Raw genomic sequence first — 21897 nt, 5'->3', positions numbered from 1 at the left:
GTTGCCCGGGCCAGGCCCGGGCAGGACGGCGGAGGGGTGGTCGCGCGCTCGCGACGTCAGATGCAGCGCGCCGTGAGCCTCAGGCGGACAGCCGTTCGGCGCTGCGGGCGACGCCGAGCATCGCGTCGATCTCGGCGGCTGGGAGGGGCCTGCTGAGCAGGTAGCCCTGGAGCTGGTGGCAGCCCACGGCCTGCAGGAAGCGCTGCTGCTCGGCCGTTTCCACGCCTTCGGCGGTCACCGTCAGGCCGAGAGCCCGGCCGAGATGGACGACGGAGTGCACGAGGATCGCGCTTTCGCCGGTCGTCTCCATGGCCTCCAGGAAGGACCGATCGATCTTGATCTTGTCGAAGGCGAAGCGCCGCAGGTAGATCAGCGAGGAATAGCCGGTCCCGAAATCGTCCAGGGCGAAGCGGAAGCCGAGCGAGCGCAGCTCCACCATGGCGTGCTCGGCCACGTCGGCGTCGTCGACGATGACGCCCTCGGTCAGTTCCAGCTCCACCCGGGTCGGATCCATGCCCTCCTCGTCCACGATGTGCGCCGTGCGCGCCACGAAGTCGGCCTGACGGAACTGGATGGGCGACACGTTCACGGCGACGCTGATGCCGGGCCAATGCCGGCCGTCGCGGCAGGCCTGGCGCAGCACCCATTCGCTGAGCTGGGTGATGAGGCCCCGTTCCTCGGCCATCGGCACGAAGGTGGAGGGCGGGATCATGCCGTGCACGGGATGGGGCCAGCGCACCAGGGCCTCGACGCCCAGGATCGTGCGCCCGTCGGGCGAGTATTGCGGCTGGTAGTGGACCCTCAGTTCGTTGGCGGCGATGGCCGCGGCGAGGTCCTCGTCCACGGCCTGGCGCATGATCAGGGCGTGGTCCATGCCGATCTGGAAGAAGGCGTAGCGGTTGCGGCCGTCGTTCTTGGCCCGGTAGAGCGCCTGGTCGGCGAGCTTCATCAGCGTGTCGCGCTCGCGCCCGTTCTCCGGCGCGATCGCGATGCCGATGGTCGCGCCCACCATCACGTTGGCGGCGCCGACGTCGAAGGGCTCGCGCATCGCCTCCAGGATTCGATGGGCCAGGGCGGCGCAGTCATGGGCCGAGCGGACATGCGTCTGCATGATCGCGAACTCGTCGCCGCCGAACCGGGCCAGGAGATCGGCCCCGCGCAGCGCGTCCGTGAGCCGGCGCGCCACGATGCGCAGCAGCACGTCGCCGGCCTCGTGACCATGCGTGTCGTTGACGTCCTTGAACCGGTCGAGATCGATGAACAGCACGGCGACGCCGTCGGTGTGGTCGTCAAGGCGGGCCAGCGCCGCGTCGAGCCGGGCCGCGAAGAGGCTGCGGTTGGGCAGGCCCGAAAGCGGGTCGTGCAGGGCGAGGTGCGTGGCCCGCGCCTCCCGGTTGACGAGATCGGTCGTCACGAAACGCACATGGGCGAACATGAAGGCCGAGAACAGCCCGATGGCCAGGAGGGCGATGACGATGGAGGGCAGCACGCGCTCGAGCACCTGGTCGCCCGGCCGGACCGGGCGCCACACGAGCGTCGCGCGCATCATGCTCTGCCCATCCAGCACGGGCAGCGCCCAGGGCGCGATGGGGCCGCCGGCGGTGACCTCCTCGATGTGCAGGTCGGCATAGTTGCCGCGCAGGATGTCCTCGCGCAGCGACGCGAGCGAAAGCGGGCGGATGCCGACCGCGACGAGGCCGCCCGTCGGATCGTCCTGCTCGCCGAGCATCGGCACCGCCACCAGGATCCGGAGCATCCCGCCGTCGAAGGCCAGGCGGGACACGCCTGCCTTGCGCGCGACCGTCGCCGGATCGGCCCCGGAGGTGAAGATCGGGTCGCGGCGCAGCGCGAGTTGTCCGAGCTTGTCGCGCAGCTCGGCGAGTGCGGGGGCCAGCAGGTGCAGCCGCGCGTCGAACCGTCGCTGGTCGGCCGGCTCCGCGCCGGCGCGGCCCGTGACCACGATGTTCTCCGGCGTGACCACGAAGCTGGCTTCGAAGCCCAGCACCTGCTCCAGGGGCTCGCCGATGGCCGCCTGGGCCGCGCGGGGCGAAATGGGGTGGGTGAGTGCCGTGACGGCCGCGGGCGTGCCGACGACCCGCGCGAAGCGCTGCAGCGTCTGCCGCTTTTCCGTGTCGAGGGATGCGCTCAGCGTGGCGAGCTGCTGGTCGGCGGCCAGCTCATTGGTGCGCTGGCCGGTCCAGACCAGTCCGCCGACCGCCAGAGCCAGGAGCGACAGCAACACGGCCGCGACCGGCCACACGATGCGCGCGGTTGCGGAGCTGGGGCTCGTTCGGGACTGGCTCCAGGTCATCCATGGAATCCGGCGGGGTCATCCCCGACCGCACAGGGATAAGCCGGGAACTGTTACCAGCCGCTTGACCCTTAACGTGAACGATGCGGGAAGGTTTGAGCGACTTCAGTCCGCCGGGTCGCGGGGCTTGTAGGGCGGGGGCGGGATGGCGATGTGGGCCGCCCGCAGCGCCGCCGACCAGCGCTCGCGCAGGTCGTGAAAATAGGGCTCCCCGGCCTCGATTCGATGCAAAAGGTCGGGTTCCAGCGCGTCGCGACGCATGGTCACCACGTCGATGGGCAGGCCGACCCCCAGATTCGAGCGCATCGTCGAGTCCATGGAAATCAGCCCGAGCTTGAGCGCATCGCCCAGGCTGGTGTTGAAGGTGACGGCGCGGTCGAGGATGGGCTTGCCGTATTTGTGTTCGCCGATCTGCAGATAGGGCGTCTCGACGCCGCATTCGATGAAGTTGCCGGCGGCATACATCATGAAGAGACGCGCAGGGCTGCCCTTGATCTGCCCGCCGATCAGAATCGACACGTCGAATTTGATACCGGCCTCGTCGAGGCTGCGCCCGTCCACCTCCCGCACGCGGTGGATCGCCCGGCCCACGAGCTGCGCCGCCCGGAACATGGACGGCGCGTCGTACAGCGTCTCGACCTCCCCGGTGTTGGGGTTCTCGATTCCCTCGGACACGAAGCTCACGACCGATTGGGAGATCGACAGGTTGCCCGCCGTGGCCAGCGCGATGATCCGCTCGCCGGGCTTCTCGAACACGTGGAGCTTGCGAAACGTCGAGATGTTGTCGAGGCCCGCATTGGTGCGGGTGTCGGCGATCATCACGAGGCCCTCGCGCACGAGGATGCCCGCACAATAGGTCATGGCGTTTGCCCGTCTTCCATATGGCCGCCGTTATAGCCGGTGGAACCGGCCAGCGATACCGTTGCAGGACAAGCACTTTCCGGCGCGTTTACGCCGTTGCGCGCGCGGCCCCGCGGACCGTCTCAGTTCTGGCTCTGGCTCTGGGCCATGACGCGCACCGCGCTGGCCTGCCTTTCGTCGCCACCGCCGTGGTGGGACCCGCGAACGGGAGCGGCGCCGGCGCAGTCCAGCCCCATGGCGACCCGCACATGGGCGGTGGACGGGCAGGTGCGGTTGGCGGTGTCGAAGGCGACCCAGCCGAGACCCTCCACATGGGCCTCGGACCAGAAATGGACGCCGGAGCCCGCGCCGGGGACCTCCTGCCACAGGTAGCCGCTGATCGTCCGGGCGGGAATGCCCAGGTGGCGGGCCGCCGCGACGAAGAGGTGCGCGTGACCGGCGCTGTCGGCCCTCCCTTCGGCGAGGGCCTGTGCGGCCTCCTGCGGGCCGTCGGCGGCGATGGCGAGCGTGTCGCCGACCTTGGCCATCAGCCCGTGCAGGCGCGACAGCGCTTCCGGGCCCGACGCGCCGGCGACGTCGTCGGCCAGCGCGCGCACCGCGTCGTCGGCGGTGGTCAGCGGCGTGTCGCGCAGGAAGAGCGGGGGTGGGAAGCGCTCCACCGTGCCGCGCACGATGCCCGCCGTGTCGTGGGTCTGGACCTCGCCGTCCACCGTGACGACGAGCCGGGTCAGAGGTCCCCCGACGCTGAGCAGGTGGGTCACGTTGCCGAACGCGTCCTCGCCCGGCTTCAGCCGGCTGTCCAGGTCCACGTCGATGCGCCAGTGCACCACGAACTGGCCGTCGTGGTTCCTGGGCGTCAGCCGCAAAGTCTGGATCAGGGACTTCGCCGGCAGCGCGTAGTCGTAGGTGGTCTGGTGCGAGACGTGGATGCGCATCGAAGAGCCTTGCGGAGCGGGCCGGCGGCGACCGGGGAGGGCGCAGCCGGCCGGGTCGTCACACCAGATACTGGTCCGTGATGGCGGAGCCCAGCTTGTTGTTGTCGACGATGAAGTTGTCGATGAACTCGTGCAGGCCGGTCTTGAACACCTCGTTGATGGTGGTGTTCTCCAGCCGCGTCAGGATGCTGCGCGACAGGCGCTGCGACACGCCCTGCCGCCCGTAGCGCTGGCCGAGATCGTCGAGGAAGCGCACGATGTTCTCGTAGGACGACGCCAGCGAGCGCGGCATCTGGCGATTCAGGATCAGCAGGTCGGCCACGAGCCAGGGCTTCAGGCTCTCGCGGTAGACCCAGTGATAGGCCGTCAGCGCGGACACCTCGCGCAGGATCGTCGACCACTGGAAATAGTCGAGGCTGCTGCCGACCCGCTCCGATTCCGGCAGCAGCAGGTGGTACTTGACGTCCAGGATGCGGGCCGTGTTGTCGGCGCGCTCGATGTAGACGCCCAGGCGCGAGAACCAGTAGCTGTCGCTGCGCAGCATCGAGCGGTAGGCGGAGCCGTCGAAGGCGAGCGACACCGACTTCACCCACTCCAGGAACCGGCCGGTCTGTTCCCGGCTCATGCTGACGCTGTCGTATTTGCGCAGTTCCAGGTAGGCGCCGTTGATGGCCTCCCACATCTCCGCCGTGATCGCGGTGCGCACGGCGCGGGCGTTCTGGCGGGCGATCTCGATGCAGCTGCGGATCGAGGACCGGTTGTCCGAGGAGAAGGCCAGGAAGGTGGTGACGTTGCGCTCGTTCACCTCCGTGAAGCTCTCGTCGTAGGCCTCGCTGGCGCCCACCGTCAGCAGCGCCGTCCGCCATTCGTTGCCCACGCCGCCATAGGCGGCGGGCAGGGTCGACAGCCGCTGCGTTGCGTCGAGCACCCGCGCGATGAACTCGGCCCGCTCCACGTAGCGGGACACCCAGTAGAGGTTGTCGGCAGTGCGGCTAAGCATCGAGCACCCAGGTGTCTTTCGTGCCGCCGCCCTGGCTGGAATTGACGACGAGCGAGCCTTCCTTCAGCGCCACGCGGGTGAGCCCGCCGGGCACGATGCGCACCTTGTCGGAGCCCGACAGCACGAACGGCCGCAGGTCGACGTGGCGGGGCGCGACGCCCGAGGCCACGAAGGTGGGGCAGGTGGAGAGCGCCAGCGTCGGCTGGGCGATAAAGCCGTCCGGCGCCTGCTTCAGCTTGCGGCGGAACTCCTCGATCTGCTGGCGCGAGGCGTGCGGTCCGACCAGCATGCCGTAGCCGCCGGAGCCGCTGACCTCCTTCACCACCAGTTCGGGCAGGTGGTCCATCACGTAGCTGAGGGCCTCTTTCTCGCGGCAGCGCCAGGTCGGCACGTTCTTGAGGATCGGCTCCTCGCCGGTGAAGAAGCGGATGATCTCCGGCATGTAGGTGTAGACGGCCTTGTCGTCCGCCACGCCCGTGCCCACCGCGTTGGCCAGCGTCACGTTGCCCGACTGGTAGGCGCTCATGAGGCCGGGCACGCCGAGGATCGAGTCCGGGCGGAAGGCGAGGGGATCCAGGAAGTCGTCGTCGATGCGCCGGTAGATGACGTCGACGCGCTTGGGCCCCTGCGTCGTGCGCATGTAGACGATGTCGTCGCGCACGAAGAGATCCGAGCCTTCGACGAGCTCGATGCCGAGCTTGTCGGCCAGGAACGAGTGTTCGTAGAAGGCGGAGTTGAACTGGCCGGGGGTCAGCAGCACGCACACCGGATCGCGCGAGGCCGAGTTCGGCGCCACCGAGCGCAGCGTGGCGAGCAGGCTGTCGGGGTAGTTCTCGACCGGCGCCACGCGGTGATCGGCGAACAGCTCCGGGAAGAGCCGCATCATCACCTCGCGGTTCTCCAGCATGTAGGAGACCCCGGACGGCGTGCGGGCATTGTCCTCGAGGACGTAGAAGTCGTCCTGGTCGACGCGGACGATGTCGATGCCCGCGATGTGCACGTAGATGTCGTGCGGAACCTTGCGGCCCGCCATCTCGGGCCGGAAGCCCGGGTTGCGGTAGACGAGGTCCTCGGGGATGACGCCCGCCTTCAGGCACTCGCGCGGGCCGTAGACGTCGGCCAGGAAGGCGTTGAGGGCGGTCACCCGTTGGACGAGACCCTTCTCCAGCTTCTGCCACTCGGGCTTGGTGATGACGCGCGGAATGATGTCGAAGGGGATCAGGCGCTCCGTGGCCTCGGCATCTCCGTAGACCGCGAAGGTGATGCCGATGCGGCGGAAGAACAGTTCAGCCTGGCTGCGCCGCAAGGCGATGTGATCGGCCGGCACGGTGTCGAGCCATCGCTTCAGCCCTTCATAGGCCTCGCGGACGGATCCCCCCGTGCCATTCATTTCGTCGAACGCCGACGCCATTCAGGTCCCCCTCAGCCGGTTCGCGGGTTCACGATACCGGTTCCATGGTCAAGCTAACCGCAAAGGGCGTGCCAGCGAAGAAAATTGCGCATGGATCCGAGCCTATGTCGGTCGGTGGCCCGATCATGCCTGCTCAGACGGGGCCTCCTCGTTGATTTCTGGCCTGCTGCCTCCCTCAGCCGTCCTGGCCGGGCTTGGCCCGGCCATCCACGACTTTGCTGGGGCCATGTCGCTCGTCCCTGGCAAAGTCGTGGATGCCCGGGCCGAGCCCGGGCAGGACGCCGAGAGTGGGTGCTACCGCGACCGGCAGGAGTGGAGTGCCTGCTCTTTGGGCAATTGCACTGGCAAGTCTCAAATCAGTCCCAGCCCCTTCATGCTGGCATGGCCCTGGCGGCCCACGATGATGTGGTCGTGGACGGAGATGCCCATCGGCTTGGCGAGGTCGGCGATCTCGCGGGTCATGCGGATGTCGGCCTGGGAGGGGGTGGGGTCTCCGCTCGGATGATTGTGAACGAGGATCACGGCGGAGGCGGAGAGCTCCAGCGCCCGCTTGATCACCTCCCGCGGGTAGACGGGCGTGTGGTCCACCGTTCCCGTCTGCTGCACCTCGTCGGCCAGGAGGCCGTTGCGCTTGTCGAGGAACAGGATGCGGAACTGCTCCTTGTCGGCGAAGGCCATGGCGGCGCGGCAGTAGTCGATCACGGCGGCCCAGGAGGAGAGCACCATGCGCTTGGCCACTGCCCCCTTGGCCAGCGCCAGTCCGGCGGCCTCGACCACCTTGACGTCGACGGCGGTCGCTTCCGCCACCCCCTTCACCTCCATGAGACGACCCATCGGGGCGCCGAGCACCTCGGCGAGGCTGCCGAAGCGGGTGAGCAGGTCCTTGGCCAGGCCCTTCACGTCGCGGCGCGGGATCGACCGGGCCAGGACGAGTTCCAGGAGTTCGTAGTCCTCCAGCGCGGCTGCGCCGGCGCGGAGGAAGCGCTTTCTCAACCTCTGGCGGTGGCCATGGCGGTGGTCCTCCCCGCCGTCGTGGTCGGGGAGCACCGGATCGTCCATGGGAAGCCTCAGGCCCTAGGTTTGCGCGGGGGGCTGGTCCCAGCCCTTGGGGGACAGCGTGAAGATCTCGCAGCCGGTCTCGGTCACACCGATGGAGTGCTCGAACTGCGCCGAGAGCGAGCGGTCGCGCGTCACGGCCGTCCAGCCGTCGCCGAGCACCTTCACGTGGGGGCGGCCGAGATTGATCATCGGCTCGATGGTGAAGAACATCCCGGCCTTCAGCGGCACGCCCTCGCCGCGGCGGCCGTAGTGCAGGATGTTCGGCTCGTCGTGGAACAGCCGGCCGAGGCCGTGGCCGCAGAAATCGCGCACCACCGAGCAGCGCTCGGCTTCGGCGAACTCCTGGATCGCGGCGCCGATGTCGCCCGTCGTGGCGCCCGGCTTCACGGCGGCGATGCCGCGCATCAGCGCCTCGTAGGTCACCTCGACGAGCCGCACGGCCCGGCGCGGCACGTCACCCACCAGGTACATGCGCGAGCTGTCGCCGTGCCAGCCGTCCAGCACCAGCGTCACGTCGATGTTGACGATGTCGCCGTCGCGCAGCGGCTTGTCGTTGGGGATGCCGTGGCAGACCACGTGGTTGATGGAGGTGCAGATGCCCTTGCGGTAGCCGCGGTACATCAGCGGCGCCGGGTAGGCGCCGTGGTCCATGGCAAACTCGAAGATGGCGTCGTCGAGCACTTCCGTGGTGACGCCCGGCTTCACCAGAGGCACCAGCAGGTCGAGCGCCTGGGCCGTGAGCTGGCCGGCGCGGCGCATGCCCTCGAAGCCTTCAGGGCCGTGGAGCTTGATCTCGCCGGTCTTGCGCCCGGCAGCATGGCTCGCGTCGACGAACGTCATCGCAGTGTCCCGCGTCTCGCGCCGTCAGGATGGACGGCCAGGCCCCTTCCGGCACCCGGCCTCTCACATGGGACAAACCGCGCGCGCATGCAAGCGCCGCCATGGCGTCCCGGCGCTTGCCGCTGGCTTTCGCGGGCGTGACGCGCTACTCGTCGCGCCCATGACGGACCTTCAGGCCAGATCCGCCGCGCAGGCGCAGAACACCCCGGGCAACGAGACCCGCCCCTTCGGCGCGTATCGTCCCTCGCCCATGCTGGAGCGGCTCATCGCCTTCACGCGGCGCATGCCGCGCAGCTGGCTGGGGCGCCGGCTGGCCTACGCCACGCGCCAGATCGCGTTGTGGACGCTCGACGGCCGGCCGATCGACATGGAGTCGATGGGCGCGCGCATGCGGCTCTACCCCTACAACAATGTCTGCGAGAAGCGGCTCCTCTTCACGCCGCAGTATTTCGACGCCGACGAGCGTGCCATCCTCGAGGCCCGCATCACGGACGGCTTCGTGTTCGTCGACATCGGCGCCAACGTGGGTGGCTACGCCCTCTTCGTGGCCACCCGCGCCGGGACCCGTGGCCGGGTGCTCGCGGTGGAGCCGCAGCCCAAGGTGTTCGAGCGGCTGGTCTACAACATCCGCCAGAACCCGCTCGGCACCGTGAAGGCCGTCGATTGCGCCGTCGCCGACAAGGCCGGCGAGGTGACGCTCTTCGTGGACGAGAAGAACCACGGCGAATCGAGTGTGAAATACGTCGGCACCGCCAACGGACCCTCGGTTCGCGTCGCCGCCAAGACCCTGATGGATCTTCTCGCCGACGAGGGCTTCGATCACGTCGACGCCATCAAGCTCGACGTCGAGGGGGCCGAGGACCTGATCCTGGAACCCTTCCTGAGGCTCGCGCCCGACAGCCTGCTGCCGCGCCTCTTCCTCATCGAGAACGGCACCGGCCGCTGGCAGGTCGACCTGCCCAAGCTGCTGGCGGGCCGCGGCTACAAGCTCATCGCGAAGACCCGCGTGAACCTCGCCTTCGAGCGGGGCTGACCGCGCGGCTGGTCTCGCGCCTGTCAGCGCCTCACGCCTCCACCGGCACCGGCCTGTCGAGCCAGATCCCCTCGGGCGTGATCCGGCAGCACCAGGCCAGCGCCTCGACGCCTCGTGCCTTGGCGCGGGCGAAGGCGGCGGCGTAGCCGGGGTCGATGTCACCGGCGAGCGCAAAGCGGTCGGCGGCCATCTGCACGACGAAGAGCATCACCGCCCGGTCGCCTGCCTCCACCCGGTCGCCCAGCTCGTCGAGGTGCTTGGCGCCCCGCGACGTCACGGAATCGGGGAATTCGGCCAGGCCCGGGGTGCGCATCAGGTGGACGTTCTTGACCTCCACGAAGCAGGGCGGGCGGCCGGGATCCTCGAGCAGCAGGTCGACCCGGCTGTTCTTGCCGTACTTCACCTCGCGGCGCAGGACCGCATAGCCGGCGAGTTCGGGAATGACCGCCGACGCCACGGCCTCGGCCGCGATGGAGTTGGGATGGGCCGTGTTGATGCCCACGAGTTCGAGCCCGCGCCCGAAATCGGCTTCCACGATCTCCCAGGAATGGGCGAGCTTGCGCGCCGGGTTGTCGGAGCGCGACAGCCAGACCCGGTTACCCTCGCCCTGCAGCCCCATCATCGAACCCGGATTGGCGCAGTGCGCCACGATGGTCTCGCCCGTGGCATCGAGCACCACGTCGGCGAGGAAGCGCTTGTAGCGGCGCACGAGGCGCCCGGGCACGAGAGGGGCGGGAAAGAGCATGGGGCCTGTCTTCGCGGGTGGGGACCGGGGCAAATTGGCGCGATTCGGCCAAAACAACACCGTTTATGAACAGCCGTCCCCGCCGTTCGCCTTGAGCGGGGGAGGCGGGCGCGCTACATCCCGGCTCTTCCGGAGATTGCCATGACCGAGCCCGCGCCCGTCGTCACCGCCGCCGTCCTCGTCATCGGGGACGAGATCCTGTCCGGCCGCACCAAGGACAAGAACATCGGCACCATCGCCGACTACTGCACCGCGCTCGGCATCGACCTGCGCGAAGTGCGGATCGTTCCCGACGTGGAGGAGGAGATCGTCGCGGCGCTCAATGCCCTGCGCGCTCGCTGGGACTACGTGTTCACCACGGGCGGCATCGGCCCGACCCACGACGACATCACGGCCGACGCCGTGGCGAAGGCCTTCGGGGTCGGCATCTCGCACGACGATCGGGCCGTCGCCATGCTGCGCGAGCGCTTCCCCAATCCGGCCGACCTCAACGAGGCGCGGCTGCGCATGGCCCGCATCCCGCACGGGGCCGACCTCGTCGACAACCCGATCTCCAAGGCGCCGGGCTTTCGCATCGGCAACGTGATCGTGATGGCCGGCGTGCCCTCCATCATGCAGGCCATGTTCGACGCGGTGGCGCCCACGCTGCGCACCGGCGTGAAGATGCTGTCGACGTCGATCGACAGCGGCGGCCTGCCCGAGGGCGCCTACGGCTCGGCGCTGGCGACCGTCCAGAAGGCCCATCCGGGCACCGTCATCGGGTCCTATCCGTCCTTCGACGGCCAGCGCTTCCGCAACCAGATCGTGGTGCGGGCCCGTGATCCCGAGCTGCTCGAGACGGCGAAGGTCGCCGTCGAGGCCATGCTCGTCGAACTGCACGCCAACCGTCCGTCCTGACGCCCGAGGGGAAACACACCATGTCGCAGCCGCAGCCCAAGGCCTTCCCCGTGTCGTGGGACCAGTTCCATCGCGATGCCCGCGCGCTCGCCTGGCGCCTGGCGAACTCCGGCCCCTTCGAAGCCATCGTCTGCATCACGCGCGGCGGGCTCGTGCCGGCGGCGATCGTGTCGCGCGAACTCGGCACCCGCGTCATCGAGACGGTCTGCGTGGCGAGCTACCACGACTACACCTCGCAGGGTGAGCTCCGGGTGCTGAAGACCATCGCTCCCAACCTGCTCAACCTCGGTGGCGAGGGCGGCAAGGGCGTGCTCGTGGTCGACGATCTCGTCGACACCGGAAAGACGGCGCGCGTTGTGCGCGACATGCTGCCCAACGCCCACTTCGCCACGGTCTACGCCAAGCCGCTCGGCCGGCCGCTGGTCGACACCTTCGTCACCGAGGTGTCGCAGGACACCTGGATCTACTTCCCCTGGGACATGGGCCTGGCCTACCAGGCCCCCATCGCCGAAGGCCACAAGGGCTGAGCCGCGGCGAAATCCTGCGTCCTTCGACACGCCGCCTATGGCGGCTGCTCAGGATGAGGATCTTTCTGGCAAGTCAAACGCTTACAAAGCTCCTCATCCTGAGCAGCCCGCGCAGCGGGCGTGTCGAAGGACGCACATCAGTCCAACCGCGTCTGAGCCTCGGGGAATGATCCGCATGGCCTTCGACGTCTCCACGACCCGCCGCACGCTGTTCCAGGGGCTCATCGACGCCGCGGGCAGGTTCGGGCGGAACCTGCCGATCCTGGAGGATCCCGAGCGCAGCCCGCTGAGCTATGCGCGCCTGGTGCTGGGCGCCCTCGTCATCGGGCGCAAGCTCGCCGCCCTGTCGGCGCGGCGCGAGGCGGTGGGGATCCTGCTGCCCAACGTCAACGCCGTCGCGCTGGTGCTGTTCGGCCTCTCGGCCTACGGGCGCGTCGCCGCGATGCTCAACTTCACGGCCGGCCTCGCCAACCTGCGCTCGGCCGTGCGCACCTGCCACATCCGGACCGTCGTCACCAGCCGGCGCTTCGTCGACAGCGGCAAGCTCGACGAGGTCGTCGCCGGGCTCGCCGCGGGCGACGAGGAGGGGCCAGGAGTCTCGATCGTCTACCTCGAGGACGTCCGCGCCTCGGTGACGAGCCTCGACAAGGCCCTGGCGCTGGTCGCGTCCTGGTTCGCCGCCTCCCTGCACGCGCGCCACGCGCTGGCGCCGGACGATCCCGCCGTGGTGCTGTTCACCTCCGGGTCGGAGGGCAAGCCCAAGGGCGTGGCGCTCAGCAACGCCAACATCCTCGCCAATGTGGGGCAGATCCTCGCCCATATCGGCTCGCCGCCGCTCGAGACCGGGCAGGTCATGCTGAACCCGCTGCCCGTGTTCCACAGCTACGGGCTGACCGGCGGGCTGCTGCTGCCGCTGCTGTGCGGCATCCGGACGGTGCTCTATCCCAGCCCGCTCCACTACCGGCAGGTGCCGAAGCTCGCCAAGGCGGTGGGCGCGACGATCCTGTTCGGGACCGACACGTTCCTGCTGGGCTGGGCCCGCGCCGCCGAGCCCGGCGACCTCGACAGCGTCAAGGTGGTGGTGGCCGGGGCCGAGCGCGTGCGCGAGCAGACGCGTGAGGCCTGGAACCGCTCGGGCACGACCATCCTGGAAGGCTACGGCGCGACCGAGTGCTCGCCGGTCATCGCCGTGAACCAGACCTTCGACAATCGCGCCGGCACGGTCGGAAGGCTGCTGCCCGGCATCGAGCACCGTCTCGATCCCGTCGAAGGCCTGCAGGAAGGGGGAGGGCGCCTCGTCGTGCGCGGGCCCAACGTCATGGCCGGCTACCTGGCGCCGGGCGGCGATGGCCGGCCGGCGTCCCTGCCGGACGGCTGGTACGACACCGGCGACATCGTCGCCATCGACGAGGACGGCTTCCTGCGCATTCGGGGCCGGGCCAAGCGCTTCGCCAAGATCGGCGGCGAGATGGTGTCGCTCGCCGCCATCGAGACGCTGGCCGCCGGTCTGTGGCCCGGCGCCACCCACGTCGCGGTCACCCTGCCCGACGCGCGCAAGGGCGAGCAGATCGTGCTCGTCACCGACAAGCCGGACGCCGAGCGGCCCGCGCTCCTGGCCCACGCCCAGGCGCAGCAATACCCCGAACTCTGGGTGCCGCGCGCCATCCTGGTGACGGCCGGCATCCCGGTGCTGGGCTCCGGCAAGATCGACTATCCGGCCACCCAGCAACTCGCCGCCACGATGCGCCCGCTGCTCTAGGAGCGCGGACGCAGGCCGTCGCGGCGCCACCCCCGTTGCCGCCCGCGCCGCGGCGGGCTAAGCCTGCTCCGCGGGCCCGCATGGCGAAATCGGTAGCCGCACGAGACTTAAAATCTCGGGCCTTCGGGCGTCCCGGTTCGAGTCCGGGTGCGGGCACCAGCACGGGCCAAGAAAAAGCCCCCAGCGACAGAGCCCTGGGGGCCTTTGAGTTCAGGGAGGACCCGCCGGCGGGGAAGGGTCACCAGACGCCAGCGAGAATGTGAATGTAGCGCGGGGCGCTCGAGTCGGCTGTGTCGTACCGGCAACAGCCGGTGATTGTTTCGCGGCCGATTACATCCCGGGGACGCAGAGTCAGCGCGTGGGGCCCCAATCGTAGAGCCAGGTGTAGCGGTTCATCAGGCCGTCGCCCCCGATGCGCTTCATCACCAGGTCGCGGGCGAAGGCGAAGGGATCGTGCATGTGGTAGATGGTGCCGTTGCGCCGTGCCGCGGCCTGGATGGCCGCCGCGCGCGGGCGGCGCGCGGCCGCGTAGGCCGCGAGCGCGGCCGGGACGTCGCCCGGCTTGCCCTTGACGTGGTGGGCCAGGACGGCGGCGTCCTCGATGGCGAAGGCGCCGCCCTGCGCCAGGAACGGCAGGATCGGGTGAGCGGCATCGCCGAGCAGGGCGGTGCGTCCGCTGGTCCAGGAGGTCCGCGGCGCCCGGTCGAACAGCGACCAGACCTGCCACTCGGGCACGGAGTCGAACAGCGCCTTGAGCTCGGGCGACCAGTTGCCGAAGCGGCGGCGCAGCTGGTCGGACGCGCCGGGGCGCGACCAGCCGGGCTCGGCGTTGCGGTCGCTCACCACGGCGACCACGTTCACGAGCTTGCCGGCCCGCAGCGGGTAATGGACCACGTGGGCGCCCGGCCCGAGCCAGAGGCCGGTCTCCTGGCGCCGAAACGGGGGAGGGGCCTTCTCGGCATCGACCACGCCGCGCCAGGCTACGAAGCCAGTGAAGTCGGGCTCGCTTTGGTCGCCGATCGCCGCCGCGACGCGCGACCACAGGCCGTCCGCGCCGATCAGCAGGCCGCCGCGATAGGTCTCGGGGCCGTTCGCCTCCGTCACCGACACGATCGCCTCGGCGCCTTCCTGGTCCACGCTCGTCACCGAGCGGCCGAAGAGGAGGCGGACGTTGGGCAGGCTGCGCACCGCATCGAGCAGCACGGTCTGAAGGTCGGCCCGGTGCACCACGTAGTAGGGCGCGCCGAAGCGTTCGCGCATGGTCTTGCCGAGCGGCATCGCCACCAGGCGGGCGCCGCTCATGCCCCGGCGCACCAGGAGGCGGTCCGGCTCGCCCGCCGCACGGCCCAGCGCCGGGCCGAGGCCCAGGCCCACCAGCACCTGCGATGCGTTGGGAGACAGCTGGATCCCGGCGCCCACCTCCTCGATCCGCGTGCGCTTTTCCAGCACGGTCACGGGGTGTCCGGCGCGTCCGAACAGGAGCGCGGCCGTGAGACCTCCGATGCCGGCGCCGGCGATCAGGATCGGCATGTCGGATCCCGCCTGCGCGGCGCTCACGACGGAAAACTCCTCGGGCGGGGGATCACGGAGAAAGGCGCGGGCCGGACGGCCCGACGGACCCGGCTGAAATCAGGCAGCGGACTTGCGAGCGCCCGCGGCGTCCCAGGAACAGCCGGCCGGAATCGTCTCGGAGCCGTGCAGGGTGGGATCGAAGCTGTAGAGCGTGGAGCAATACGGGCACACGATCTCGCTGTCCGAGCCCATGTCGAGGAACACGTGCGGATGGTCGAAGGGCGGAGTCGCCCCGATGCACATGAATTCCCGCGCCCCGATGCGGATGCCGGGCGCACCGCGGTCGTTCTGGAAGTGAGGCGTGCCGTGGTCGGCCATCAGGAAGGCTCCGCGCGAAGCTGGACAATCGGCGCGCACCATAATGGCCCGGGGCGCCGCGCGCTAGGGTCCAAAAGGCGAGTTCGCCAGCCTGCCGCAGGGGTTGCCCCGGCCGGCGCGGCGTGGCTTAACCCGGCGGAGAGGACATGAGACCGATGCACCGCTTCTCCTCCGACGACGTTTCCATCGCCTACATCGACGAGAGTCCGGACGCCGGCGCCGGGGAGCCGATCGTGCTCGTGCACGGGTTCGCCTCGAGCCACGCGGTCAACTGGGTCAATCCGGGCTGGGTGAAGACGCTGCTGGCCGACGGGCGGCGCGTCGTCGCGCTCGACAACCGCGGCCACGGCGCCAGCGACAAGCCGCACGATCCGGCCGCCTACGCCTCCGACGTCATGGCGCAGGACGTCCGCCGGCTCATGGATCACCTGGGCATCGCGCGGGCCGACGTGATGGGCTACTCGATGGGAGCCCGGATCACGGCCCATCTCGCCCTGGCCAATCCCGAGCGCGTCCGCTCGGCCCTGCTCGGAGGTCTCGGCATCCACCTGGTCCAGGGCGTCGGGCTGCCGCTCGGCATCGCCGACGCCATGGAGGCGAGCTCCCTCGCCGACCTCACGGACCCGATGCAGCGCATGTTCCGCGCCTTCGCCGACCAGAATCGCAGCGACCTGCAGGCGCTCGCCGCGTGCATCCGCGGCTCCCGGCAGACGCTCACGCCGGAACAGGTGGGCAGCATCCGGCTGCCGGTGCTCGTCAGCGTCGGCACGAAGGACCCCGTCGCGGGGGATCCGCACGCGCTGGCCGACCTGATCCCGGGCGCGGAAGCCTTCGACATTCCCGGCCGCGACCACAACCTCGCGGTGGGCGACAAGGCCCACAAGCAGGCGGTGCTCGACTACCTGAAGAGGCGTCCGTGACCCGTGGCGCGACGCGCACCTTCGCGGGCGCCGACGGCAACCGCCTGGTCGCCACCGTCCACGAAGCCGGCATGCCCTGGGTGATGCTGATGCATGGCGGCGGGCAGACGCGCCACGCCTTCGCGGGCACGGCGCGCGATCTCGCCAGGGACGGGTTCTCGACGGTCACGGTCGACCAGCGCGGCCACGGCGACAGCGACTGGGCGCCCGACGGGAACTACAAGAGCGTCGCCATGGCCGCCGACGTGCTGGCCGTGGCGCGCGTGCTGCGGGCCGAGAGCGGCCAGTCGCCGGTGGTCGTCGGCGCCTCCATGGGCGGCATCGCGTCGCTGCTGGCGAGTTCCATCGAACCGGCGCTCATCGCAGCCCTCGTGCTGGTCGACGTGACGCCCTCGATCCGCGAGGACGGGGTGGCCCGCATCGTCGGCTTCATGCGCGAACACGCCGAGACGGGGTTCGCGACGGTGGAGGAGGCGGCGGACGCCATCGCCGCCTACCTGCCGCATCGGCCGCGGCCGAAGTCGCTGGACGGGCTGCGCAAGAACCTGCGCCACCGCGCCGACGGCCGCTGGTACTGGCATTGGGACCCGCGCTTCCTGGACCATGCCAACCGGTTCGATCCCGACGCGGGCGACGTCGTGGAGCGGCTGCGCGATGCGGCCCGCGCCCTGCGGGTGCCGAGCCTGCTGGTGCGCGGCGCCTCCAGCGAACTCGTCTCGCCCGAGCAGGCGCGCGAGTTCCTGGACCTGGCCCCCGGCAGCGCCTTCGTCGACGTGGCCGATGCCCGCCACATGGTCGCGGGCGACAAGAACGACGTCTTCACCCGCGCCATCGTCGACTTCGTCGAGCGTCACTTCAGGCCGGGCGTCGCGCCGGCCCGCGGCTGAATGTTAGAGTCCGGGCAGGGGTCTACGCCTGCCGGCTGAGACGGTTATTCAACCTCAGCGGGCCGTTTTCTCTCATCTCCCGCGGAAGTGGGGGTCGCGCTTTTCGAGGAAGGCCGTGCGGCCCTCCCGGTAGTCGTCGCTGTCGAAGCAGGCCGCCGCCATGGCCTTCAGGGCCTCGGGACCGGGGGCGCCGGGCAGTCCCGCCGCCGCGTCGATCCCCGCCTTGGCGGCCGCCAGCGTCAGCGGCGCCTGGCTGGCGACGGTGGCGGCGAGCGCCGCGACCGAGGCCTCCAGGTCCTCGGGCGCGACGACGCGGGTGAGGAAGCCGGCCGCGAAGGCGTCCTCGGTCCCCAGCCGCCGGGCCGTGAAGAACAGCTCCTTGCTGCGCATCGCCCCGATGGCCGCCACCGCGTAGGCATAGGCCTGGGGCGGGTAGCCGACGCCGAGGCGGCCGGCCGGGATGCCGAACTGGGCTCCCTCGGCGGCGACGCGCAGGTCGCAGGCGAGCGCGAGGCCGAGTCCGCCGCCCAGGCAGAACCCCCGGATCATCGCGATCACCGGCTTGCGGCAGCGCGCCACCGCGTCGAAGGCGGCGACGTTCGCCTCCTCGTAGGCCAGGCCCCCGGCGGCCGTGGCCCGCACGGTGGAGAACTCGCTGATGTCGGCCCCCGACGCGAACGGAAGCTCGCCCGCGCCCCGGATCACCAGGACCCGGGCCTCGTCGTCCGCCTCGACGGCGGCCACCGCGTCGGGCACCGCTTGCCACATCGCAAGGTCGAAGGCGTTGCGGCGCGCGCCGTTGTCGATGAGCAGGACGGAGACAGGCCCTTGGCCGGCAAGGCGCAGCCGGCCATCAGCGAAACGTCGTTCGGTGGAACGGGGGCTCATGGGTGGCGCCTCCTTGCGTCGATGCAGACTTGCAGCGCTGGGTGGGGGACCCTAGCTGTGATAATCTCCGCCTTCCCGCGTCAAGCCCCGAGGCCGCCCATGACCGCCCACGGCTCTTCCCCTCTGCAGCGCGGCCCCGTCGCGGGACGTGTCGATCCCGTCTGGGACCGCATCCGGCAGGAGGCCGACGAGATCATCCGGCGCGACATGGCGCTCGGCGGCTTCATCATGGGCTCCGTGCTGAACCGGGGCACGCTGGAATCGGCCGTGATCCACCGCGTCGCCGCGCGCCTCGACCACGAGGCGGTGCCGGGCGAACTCATCGTGCACGCCTATACCGAGGCCATTGCCGCCGACAAGACGATCGGGGAGGCGTTCCGCGCCGACCTCATGGCCGTCACGGACCGCGACCCGGCCTGCCAGCGACTCGTCGAGCCGCTGCTCTACTTCAAGGGCTTCCACGCCATCCAGACGCACCGGCTCGCCCACGCCCTGTGGACGGCCGGGCGCCGCGACTTCGCGCTCTACCTGCAGAGCCGCTCGTCCGAGGTGTTCCAGACCGACATCCACCCGGCCGCGCGGATCGGCCGGGGCATCTTCCTCGACCACGCGACCGGCCTCGTCGTCGGCGCCACCGCCGTCATCGAGGACAACGTGTCGATGCTCCAGGACGTCACGCTCGGCGGGACGGGCAAGGAGCGGGGCGACCGGCATCCCAAGGTCCGCCAGGGCGTGCTCATCGGCGCCGGCGCCAAGATCCTCGGCAACATCGAGGTGGGGCAGTGCGCCCGCGTCGCCGCCGGATCGGTCGTGCTGAAGCCGGTGCCGCGCAACAGCACGGTCGCGGGCGTGCCTGCGCAGGTGGTGGGAACGGCCGGCTGCGCCGAGCCGGCCCGCAGCATGGACCAGCTCCTCGCCGAGAAGCTCTCGCCCGTCGGCGAGTGAAGCCCGCGGGGGCCGCGAAGGTCCGCCGCCAGGCCGGCCGGGACGGCCCGTCAACGCGGCTCCGCCGGGGGCGGGCGGCGTTTCCACCGAAACCGGGCGTGCTCTGGCGCCCATGCTTGCGGTGCGCCTTCAGCCGTGGCAAGTCCGACCCGGGAGCACCGCCCGACGGCGTGCGCGAGAGGCCGGATTTCCATGGACAAGACCGAACTCCTGAAGCTGCAGAACTATCTCCGCCGCCTGTTCAACAACGCGAACATCAAGGTGGTGCCGCGGCCCCGCAAGACCGACTCGGCCGAGGTCATGATCGGCGACGAGTTCGTGGGCATCATCTCGCTGGACGACGAGGACGGCGACCGCTCCTACGCGTTCAACATGTCGATCCTGGACGTCGATCTCGAGGATTGATCGGCAGCGCCGGCGTCAGCCGGCCGGTCGCATCCAGCGGTCGACGAGGGGCGTCAGGCCGCTCTCGATGCGCTCCCAGGATTCGACGAGACGGGGTTCGAAGCGGATCTGGACGGCGATGCCGTTGCGCTCGAACCGCGTGGTGCACAGGGGCGGCAGGACTTCCCCTGCGCGAGGCTTGGCGTCGCAGACGGCCAGGAAGCGCCGGCCGTCGGGCGGCGAGAACAGGAGCTCCTGGTTCTCGTAGGGCGTGCCCGCCTTGAACTTGCGCTCGATCAGGTTGGCGGGGCCTGCCTTCACCGCCGTCTCCAGGAAGCGAGCATAGAGGCTGCCGAGGCGATCCGGACGGGTCGTGGCGGGATCCGCGGCCGACAGCGTCACGAGCAGCACGTCGCCGATGCGCGGCGCCGCGGTCTTGTCGGACGTTCCCGTCGTCGCGGCGGGGCCGAGATCCGCCCAGCGAACCGCCAGATCGACCCGGCCTTCTCCGTCGTGCGTGCGCACGAGGCCGGCCGGGATGTTCAGCACCTGCGCGCCGATGCGGGCCACCACGTCCTTGGGGGCGGGCGGCGGGGCAGGGCGAAGGCCGAACGCGAGCCCGCCGACGACCAGGCCTGCTGCGATGGCGAGCAGCACCGTCAACCGGCCGGTGCCCGCGGCGGCCGCCTCCGGCTCGTGGGCAGCGACGCGCCGTCCGAAGGTCGGGGACGGATGGAGGGAAGCCGACATACGCGCGCATCCTCAAGGAACGACTACGGTCTTAACTATCCTGAAACGACGTTCTTTAAGGTTCCGTTAAGCCTGCCATAGTGGATCCGCGGTCGGCGTGGCCGCGTGTCGTGTTGCGGACATGCGTCATGGGTGAGCTCCCTCCGGGAACGATCGAGGCCTTCCAGTCGCTCCTGCTGGGCATCGCCGCCGCGGGCGTCCTGGCGACCGGATTCGAGGCCTTCACGTCCCGGCGGGCCAGCTTCGCCCTGCTTGAACTCGGCGGTCCGCAGGCCGTGGCCTCCGTGCCGCTGATCGTCTTCACCGCGCCCTTCATCATCCTGCGCAACACCGTGCTCGGGCGCCGTTTGGAGCGCCGGCCCATCCCGTTCGTGGCCCTCGCCACGGTCATCGCGTGCCTCTGGGGCTTGGCGTGCGGCAGGGTCATTCTCGACCTGATGGCGAAGGTGCTGGTCCTTCTGGGGGCTTGACGCGCGGCGTCCCCGCCCGCCTGACTGCGTGCTCCTGCCAGGAGACACGCCATGCCCGTCTACGCCCTCAACGACGTCGCGCCCCAGCTGCCCGCGCCCGGGACCTACTGGATCGCGCCTGACGCCCACGTGATCGGGAAGGTGAGGCTGGCCGAGGAGGTCGGGATCTGGTTCGGCGCCGTGCTGCGGGGCGACAACGAGCTGATTGCGGTGGGTGCGCGCAGCAACATCCAGGAGCACGCCATGCTCCACACGGACCCGTCGTTCCCGCTGACGGTGGGGGAGAACTGCACCGTCGGCCACCACGCGATCCTGCATGGCTGCACCGTCGGCGATTGCAGCCTCATCGGGATGGGCGCCTCGGTGCTCAACGGCGCGTCCATCGGACGCTTCTGCCTCGTCGGCGCCAATGCGCTGGTGACGGAGGGCAAGAGCTTCCCGGACTATTCGCTGATCGTCGGCTCGCCCGCCAAGGTCGTGCGCACCTTCGAGCCCGACATCGTCGAGCGGCTGATGACGTCGGCCAATGTCTACGTGAACCGCTGGAAGGCGTTCGCGACCGGGCTGAAGCGCCTGGACCCTTGAGGGGTCAGCGTCTGCGCTGGTCCGGGGCCGAGAGCCACAGCCGGCCCGCCGCCAGCCCGGCGACCGCGACGCTGGCGATCGCGGCGGGATACCAGAACGAAATCATCATCGCGTTGTCGCCGGTGCAGTGGAACGCATAGGCGAGGCTGCCCACGCCGCCGGCCAGGAGCCCTGCCGCGAGGCCGGCGAAGGCGGGGCTCTCCGGCCGGGCGCGCCGCATGGCGACGATGATCAGGCCGAGCGCCGGCAAGGCCAGAGCGACGATGGCGCCGAAGCTCTGCAGGCCGATCGTGAGCGGCACGGTGGGACGGTCGCCCGAGGGGAGGGTGAACTCCAGCCAGGCGGGAGCTGCGAAGACGGCCATCGCGGGGAGGGCGAGGACGAGGCCCAGGCCGAGCCCGTCCGCGCCGCGGCGCAGGGAGGAGCGGCAGACGCCGATCGCGCACAGCGCCAGCACTGCGCAGGCCGCGAGCTTGACGCTCTCCAGGCCCGAAAGAGCGCGCCCGAGGTCGGGCCGGATCCCCATCGTCACGACCATCAGGGCAAGGCTCGTGGCCAAAGCGGCGACGGTGGCCGGAAGCAAGGCAAGCCAGGCTGGCCCCCTGCGCTCGCCGCCTCGCGCGGACCCGTGGTCCGGTACCGGGGAACTGCCCGTCTTCATCACTTGCCGTCTCCCGTGAGCATCCGCGCTCCGTGAAGGGAGCCGTCCGGATTCCACGGCGGCTCCATGTGATCAGTGTAGGGCGGCGTCCGCGCCGGATGGCGCACAAACGCGCGAGCACACGGGGCCGTGAAGGACC

23 protein-coding genes and 1 tRNA gene are annotated in these 21897 nt (G+C 70.2%); 11 read left to right on the top strand and 13 right to left on the bottom strand.

What is annotated here, in order from left to right:
• Window positions 1–79 precede the first annotated feature (79 nt).
• The 7 genes from Q0Q47_RS17560 to map all read right to left on the bottom strand — a co-directional run bounded on the left by Q0Q47_RS17560 (window position 80) and on the right by map (window position 8417).
• Window positions 80–2311: an EAL domain-containing protein gene (locus Q0Q47_RS17560; RefSeq protein ID WP_293862674.1), complete on the bottom strand. Its 2232-nt coding sequence runs from the start codon at window positions 2309–2311 to the stop codon at window positions 80–82.
• Between the two features lie 105 nt (window positions 2312–2416).
• On the bottom strand, window positions 2417–3172 hold the full coding sequence (locus Q0Q47_RS17555; RefSeq protein WP_293862672.1) for a peptidase: 756 nt from the start codon (window positions 3170–3172) through the stop codon (window positions 2417–2419).
• A gap of 122 nt (window positions 3173–3294) precedes the next feature.
• Complete coding sequence (locus Q0Q47_RS17550; protein WP_293862670.1) at window positions 3295–4107, bottom strand: transglutaminase family protein; 813 nt, start codon at window positions 4105–4107, stop codon at window positions 3295–3297.
• 58 nt (window positions 4108–4165) lie between these two features.
• Window positions 4166–5107, bottom strand: coding sequence for an alpha-E domain-containing protein (locus Q0Q47_RS17545; RefSeq protein ID WP_293862668.1), 942 nt, complete (start codon window positions 5105–5107; stop codon window positions 4166–4168).
• Window positions 5100–6518 carry a circularly permuted type 2 ATP-grasp protein gene (locus Q0Q47_RS17540; RefSeq protein WP_293862666.1) on the bottom strand — a complete coding sequence of 473 codons (1419 nt, stop codon included), beginning with the start codon at window positions 6516–6518 and terminating at the stop codon, window positions 5100–5102. The genes Q0Q47_RS17545 and Q0Q47_RS17540 overlap by 8 nt, the downstream gene beginning before the upstream one ends.
• Before the next feature lie 351 nt (window positions 6519–6869).
• The gene (radC, locus tag Q0Q47_RS17535) at window positions 6870–7577 is read right to left on the bottom strand and encodes a DNA repair protein RadC (RefSeq protein ID WP_293862664.1); all 708 of its coding nucleotides are present in this window, start codon (window positions 7575–7577) and stop codon (window positions 6870–6872) included.
• A gap of 15 nt (window positions 7578–7592) precedes the next feature.
• Window positions 7593–8417 carry a type I methionyl aminopeptidase gene (gene map, locus Q0Q47_RS17530; RefSeq protein ID WP_293862662.1) on the bottom strand — a complete coding sequence of 275 codons (825 nt, stop codon included), beginning with the start codon at window positions 8415–8417 and terminating at the stop codon, window positions 7593–7595.
• 160 nt (window positions 8418–8577) lie between these two features.
• Between map and Q0Q47_RS17525 the strand changes: the two genes are divergently transcribed.
• Complete coding sequence (locus tag Q0Q47_RS17525; RefSeq protein ID WP_293862660.1) at window positions 8578–9450, top strand: FkbM family methyltransferase; 873 nt, start codon at window positions 8578–8580, stop codon at window positions 9448–9450.
• Window positions 9451–9481: 31 nt separating this feature from the next.
• Here Q0Q47_RS17525 and sfsA read toward each other — a convergent pair whose 3' ends face one another.
• A complete protein-coding gene (gene sfsA / locus Q0Q47_RS17520) occupies window positions 9482–10195 on the bottom strand; it encodes a DNA/RNA nuclease SfsA (RefSeq protein ID WP_293862658.1) in 714 nt (237 codons plus the stop codon).
• Window positions 10196–10336: 141 nt separating this feature from the next.
• Between sfsA and Q0Q47_RS17515 the strand changes: the two genes are divergently transcribed.
• The 4 genes from Q0Q47_RS17515 to Q0Q47_RS17500 all read left to right on the top strand — a co-directional run bounded on the left by Q0Q47_RS17515 (window position 10337) and on the right by Q0Q47_RS17500 (window position 13537).
• On the top strand, window positions 10337–11092 hold the full coding sequence (locus Q0Q47_RS17515) for a competence/damage-inducible protein A (protein ID WP_293862656.1): 756 nt from the start codon (window positions 10337–10339) through the stop codon (window positions 11090–11092).
• A 20-nt stretch (window positions 11093–11112) separates the two neighbouring features.
• A complete protein-coding gene (gene gpt / locus Q0Q47_RS17510) occupies window positions 11113–11619 on the top strand; it encodes a xanthine phosphoribosyltransferase (protein ID WP_293862654.1) in 507 nt (168 codons plus the stop codon).
• Window positions 11620–11794: 175 nt separating this feature from the next.
• Window positions 11795–13378, top strand: a complete 1584-nt coding sequence (locus tag Q0Q47_RS17505; RefSeq protein WP_293862652.1) for an AMP-binding protein — start codon at window positions 11795–11797, stop codon at window positions 13376–13378.
• A 74-nt stretch (window positions 13379–13452) separates the two neighbouring features.
• Window positions 13453–13537: transfer RNA gene (locus Q0Q47_RS17500), tRNA-Leu, on the top strand.
• Between the two features lie 192 nt (window positions 13538–13729).
• On the opposite strand, the gene Q0Q47_RS17495 is transcribed toward Q0Q47_RS17500, so the two are convergent.
• Together Q0Q47_RS17495 and Q0Q47_RS17490 are read right to left on the bottom strand one after the other, a co-directional pair.
• Window positions 13730–14908 carry an FAD-dependent monooxygenase gene (locus Q0Q47_RS17495; protein WP_293862748.1) on the bottom strand — a complete coding sequence of 393 codons (1179 nt, stop codon included), beginning with the start codon at window positions 14906–14908 and terminating at the stop codon, window positions 13730–13732.
• A gap of 99 nt (window positions 14909–15007) precedes the next feature.
• The gene (locus tag Q0Q47_RS17490; protein ID WP_293862650.1) at window positions 15008–15268 is read right to left on the bottom strand and encodes a zinc-finger domain-containing protein; all 261 of its coding nucleotides are present in this window, start codon (window positions 15266–15268) and stop codon (window positions 15008–15010) included.
• 155 nt (window positions 15269–15423) lie between these two features.
• On the opposite strand from Q0Q47_RS17490, the gene Q0Q47_RS17485 reads away from it, so the two are divergent.
• Both Q0Q47_RS17485 and Q0Q47_RS17480 read left to right on the top strand, forming a co-directional pair.
• Window positions 15424–16188 carry an alpha/beta fold hydrolase gene (locus tag Q0Q47_RS17485; RefSeq protein WP_293862746.1) on the top strand — a complete coding sequence of 255 codons (765 nt, stop codon included), beginning with the start codon at window positions 15424–15426 and terminating at the stop codon, window positions 16186–16188.
• On the top strand, window positions 16185–17075 hold the full coding sequence (locus tag Q0Q47_RS17480; RefSeq protein WP_293862648.1) for an alpha/beta hydrolase: 891 nt from the start codon (window positions 16185–16187) through the stop codon (window positions 17073–17075). Before Q0Q47_RS17485 ends, Q0Q47_RS17480 begins: the two co-directional genes overlap by 4 nt.
• A gap of 72 nt (window positions 17076–17147) precedes the next feature.
• Here the strand turns inward: Q0Q47_RS17480 and Q0Q47_RS17475 are convergent, their stop codons facing one another.
• Window positions 17148–17963 (bottom strand): enoyl-CoA hydratase-related protein, encoded by an 816-nt coding sequence (locus Q0Q47_RS17475; RefSeq protein WP_293862646.1) that lies wholly within the window; start codon window positions 17961–17963, stop codon window positions 17148–17150.
• A gap of 99 nt (window positions 17964–18062) precedes the next feature.
• Between Q0Q47_RS17475 and cysE the strand changes: the two genes are divergently transcribed.
• A complete protein-coding gene (cysE, locus tag Q0Q47_RS17470) occupies window positions 18063–18908 on the top strand; it encodes a serine O-acetyltransferase (RefSeq protein ID WP_293862644.1) in 846 nt (281 codons plus the stop codon).
• Window positions 18909–19100: 192 nt separating this feature from the next.
• Window positions 19101–19313 (top strand): DUF3126 family protein, encoded by a 213-nt coding sequence (locus Q0Q47_RS17465; RefSeq protein WP_293862642.1) that lies wholly within the window; start codon window positions 19101–19103, stop codon window positions 19311–19313.
• A gap of 15 nt (window positions 19314–19328) precedes the next feature.
• Here Q0Q47_RS17465 and Q0Q47_RS17460 read toward each other — a convergent pair whose 3' ends face one another.
• Window positions 19329–20042 carry a hypothetical protein gene (locus tag Q0Q47_RS17460; protein ID WP_293862640.1) on the bottom strand — a complete coding sequence of 238 codons (714 nt, stop codon included), beginning with the start codon at window positions 20040–20042 and terminating at the stop codon, window positions 19329–19331.
• Between the two features lie 128 nt (window positions 20043–20170).
• On the opposite strand from Q0Q47_RS17460, the gene Q0Q47_RS17455 reads away from it, so the two are divergent.
• Both Q0Q47_RS17455 and Q0Q47_RS17450 read left to right on the top strand, forming a co-directional pair.
• Window positions 20171–20512, top strand: coding sequence for a hypothetical protein (locus tag Q0Q47_RS17455; protein ID WP_293862638.1), 342 nt, complete (start codon window positions 20171–20173; stop codon window positions 20510–20512).
• A 51-nt stretch (window positions 20513–20563) separates the two neighbouring features.
• Window positions 20564–21097: a gamma carbonic anhydrase family protein gene (locus Q0Q47_RS17450; protein WP_293862636.1), complete on the top strand. Its 534-nt coding sequence runs from the start codon at window positions 20564–20566 to the stop codon at window positions 21095–21097.
• A 4-nt stretch (window positions 21098–21101) separates the two neighbouring features.
• On the opposite strand, the gene Q0Q47_RS17445 is transcribed toward Q0Q47_RS17450, so the two are convergent.
• A complete protein-coding gene (locus tag Q0Q47_RS17445; protein ID WP_293862634.1) occupies window positions 21102–21758 on the bottom strand; it encodes an NrsF family protein in 657 nt (218 codons plus the stop codon).
• Between the last annotated feature and the right edge of the window lie 139 nt (window positions 21759–21897).

The sequence above is a fragment of the uncultured Alsobacter sp. genome (assembly GCF_945952055.1).
In the GTDB taxonomy this organism is placed as follows: Bacteria; Pseudomonadota; Alphaproteobacteria; order Rhizobiales; family Beijerinckiaceae; genus Alsobacter.
The sequence above is the reverse complement of the archived record's forward strand: the minus strand, read 5'-3'. Positions and strand labels throughout refer to the sequence as shown.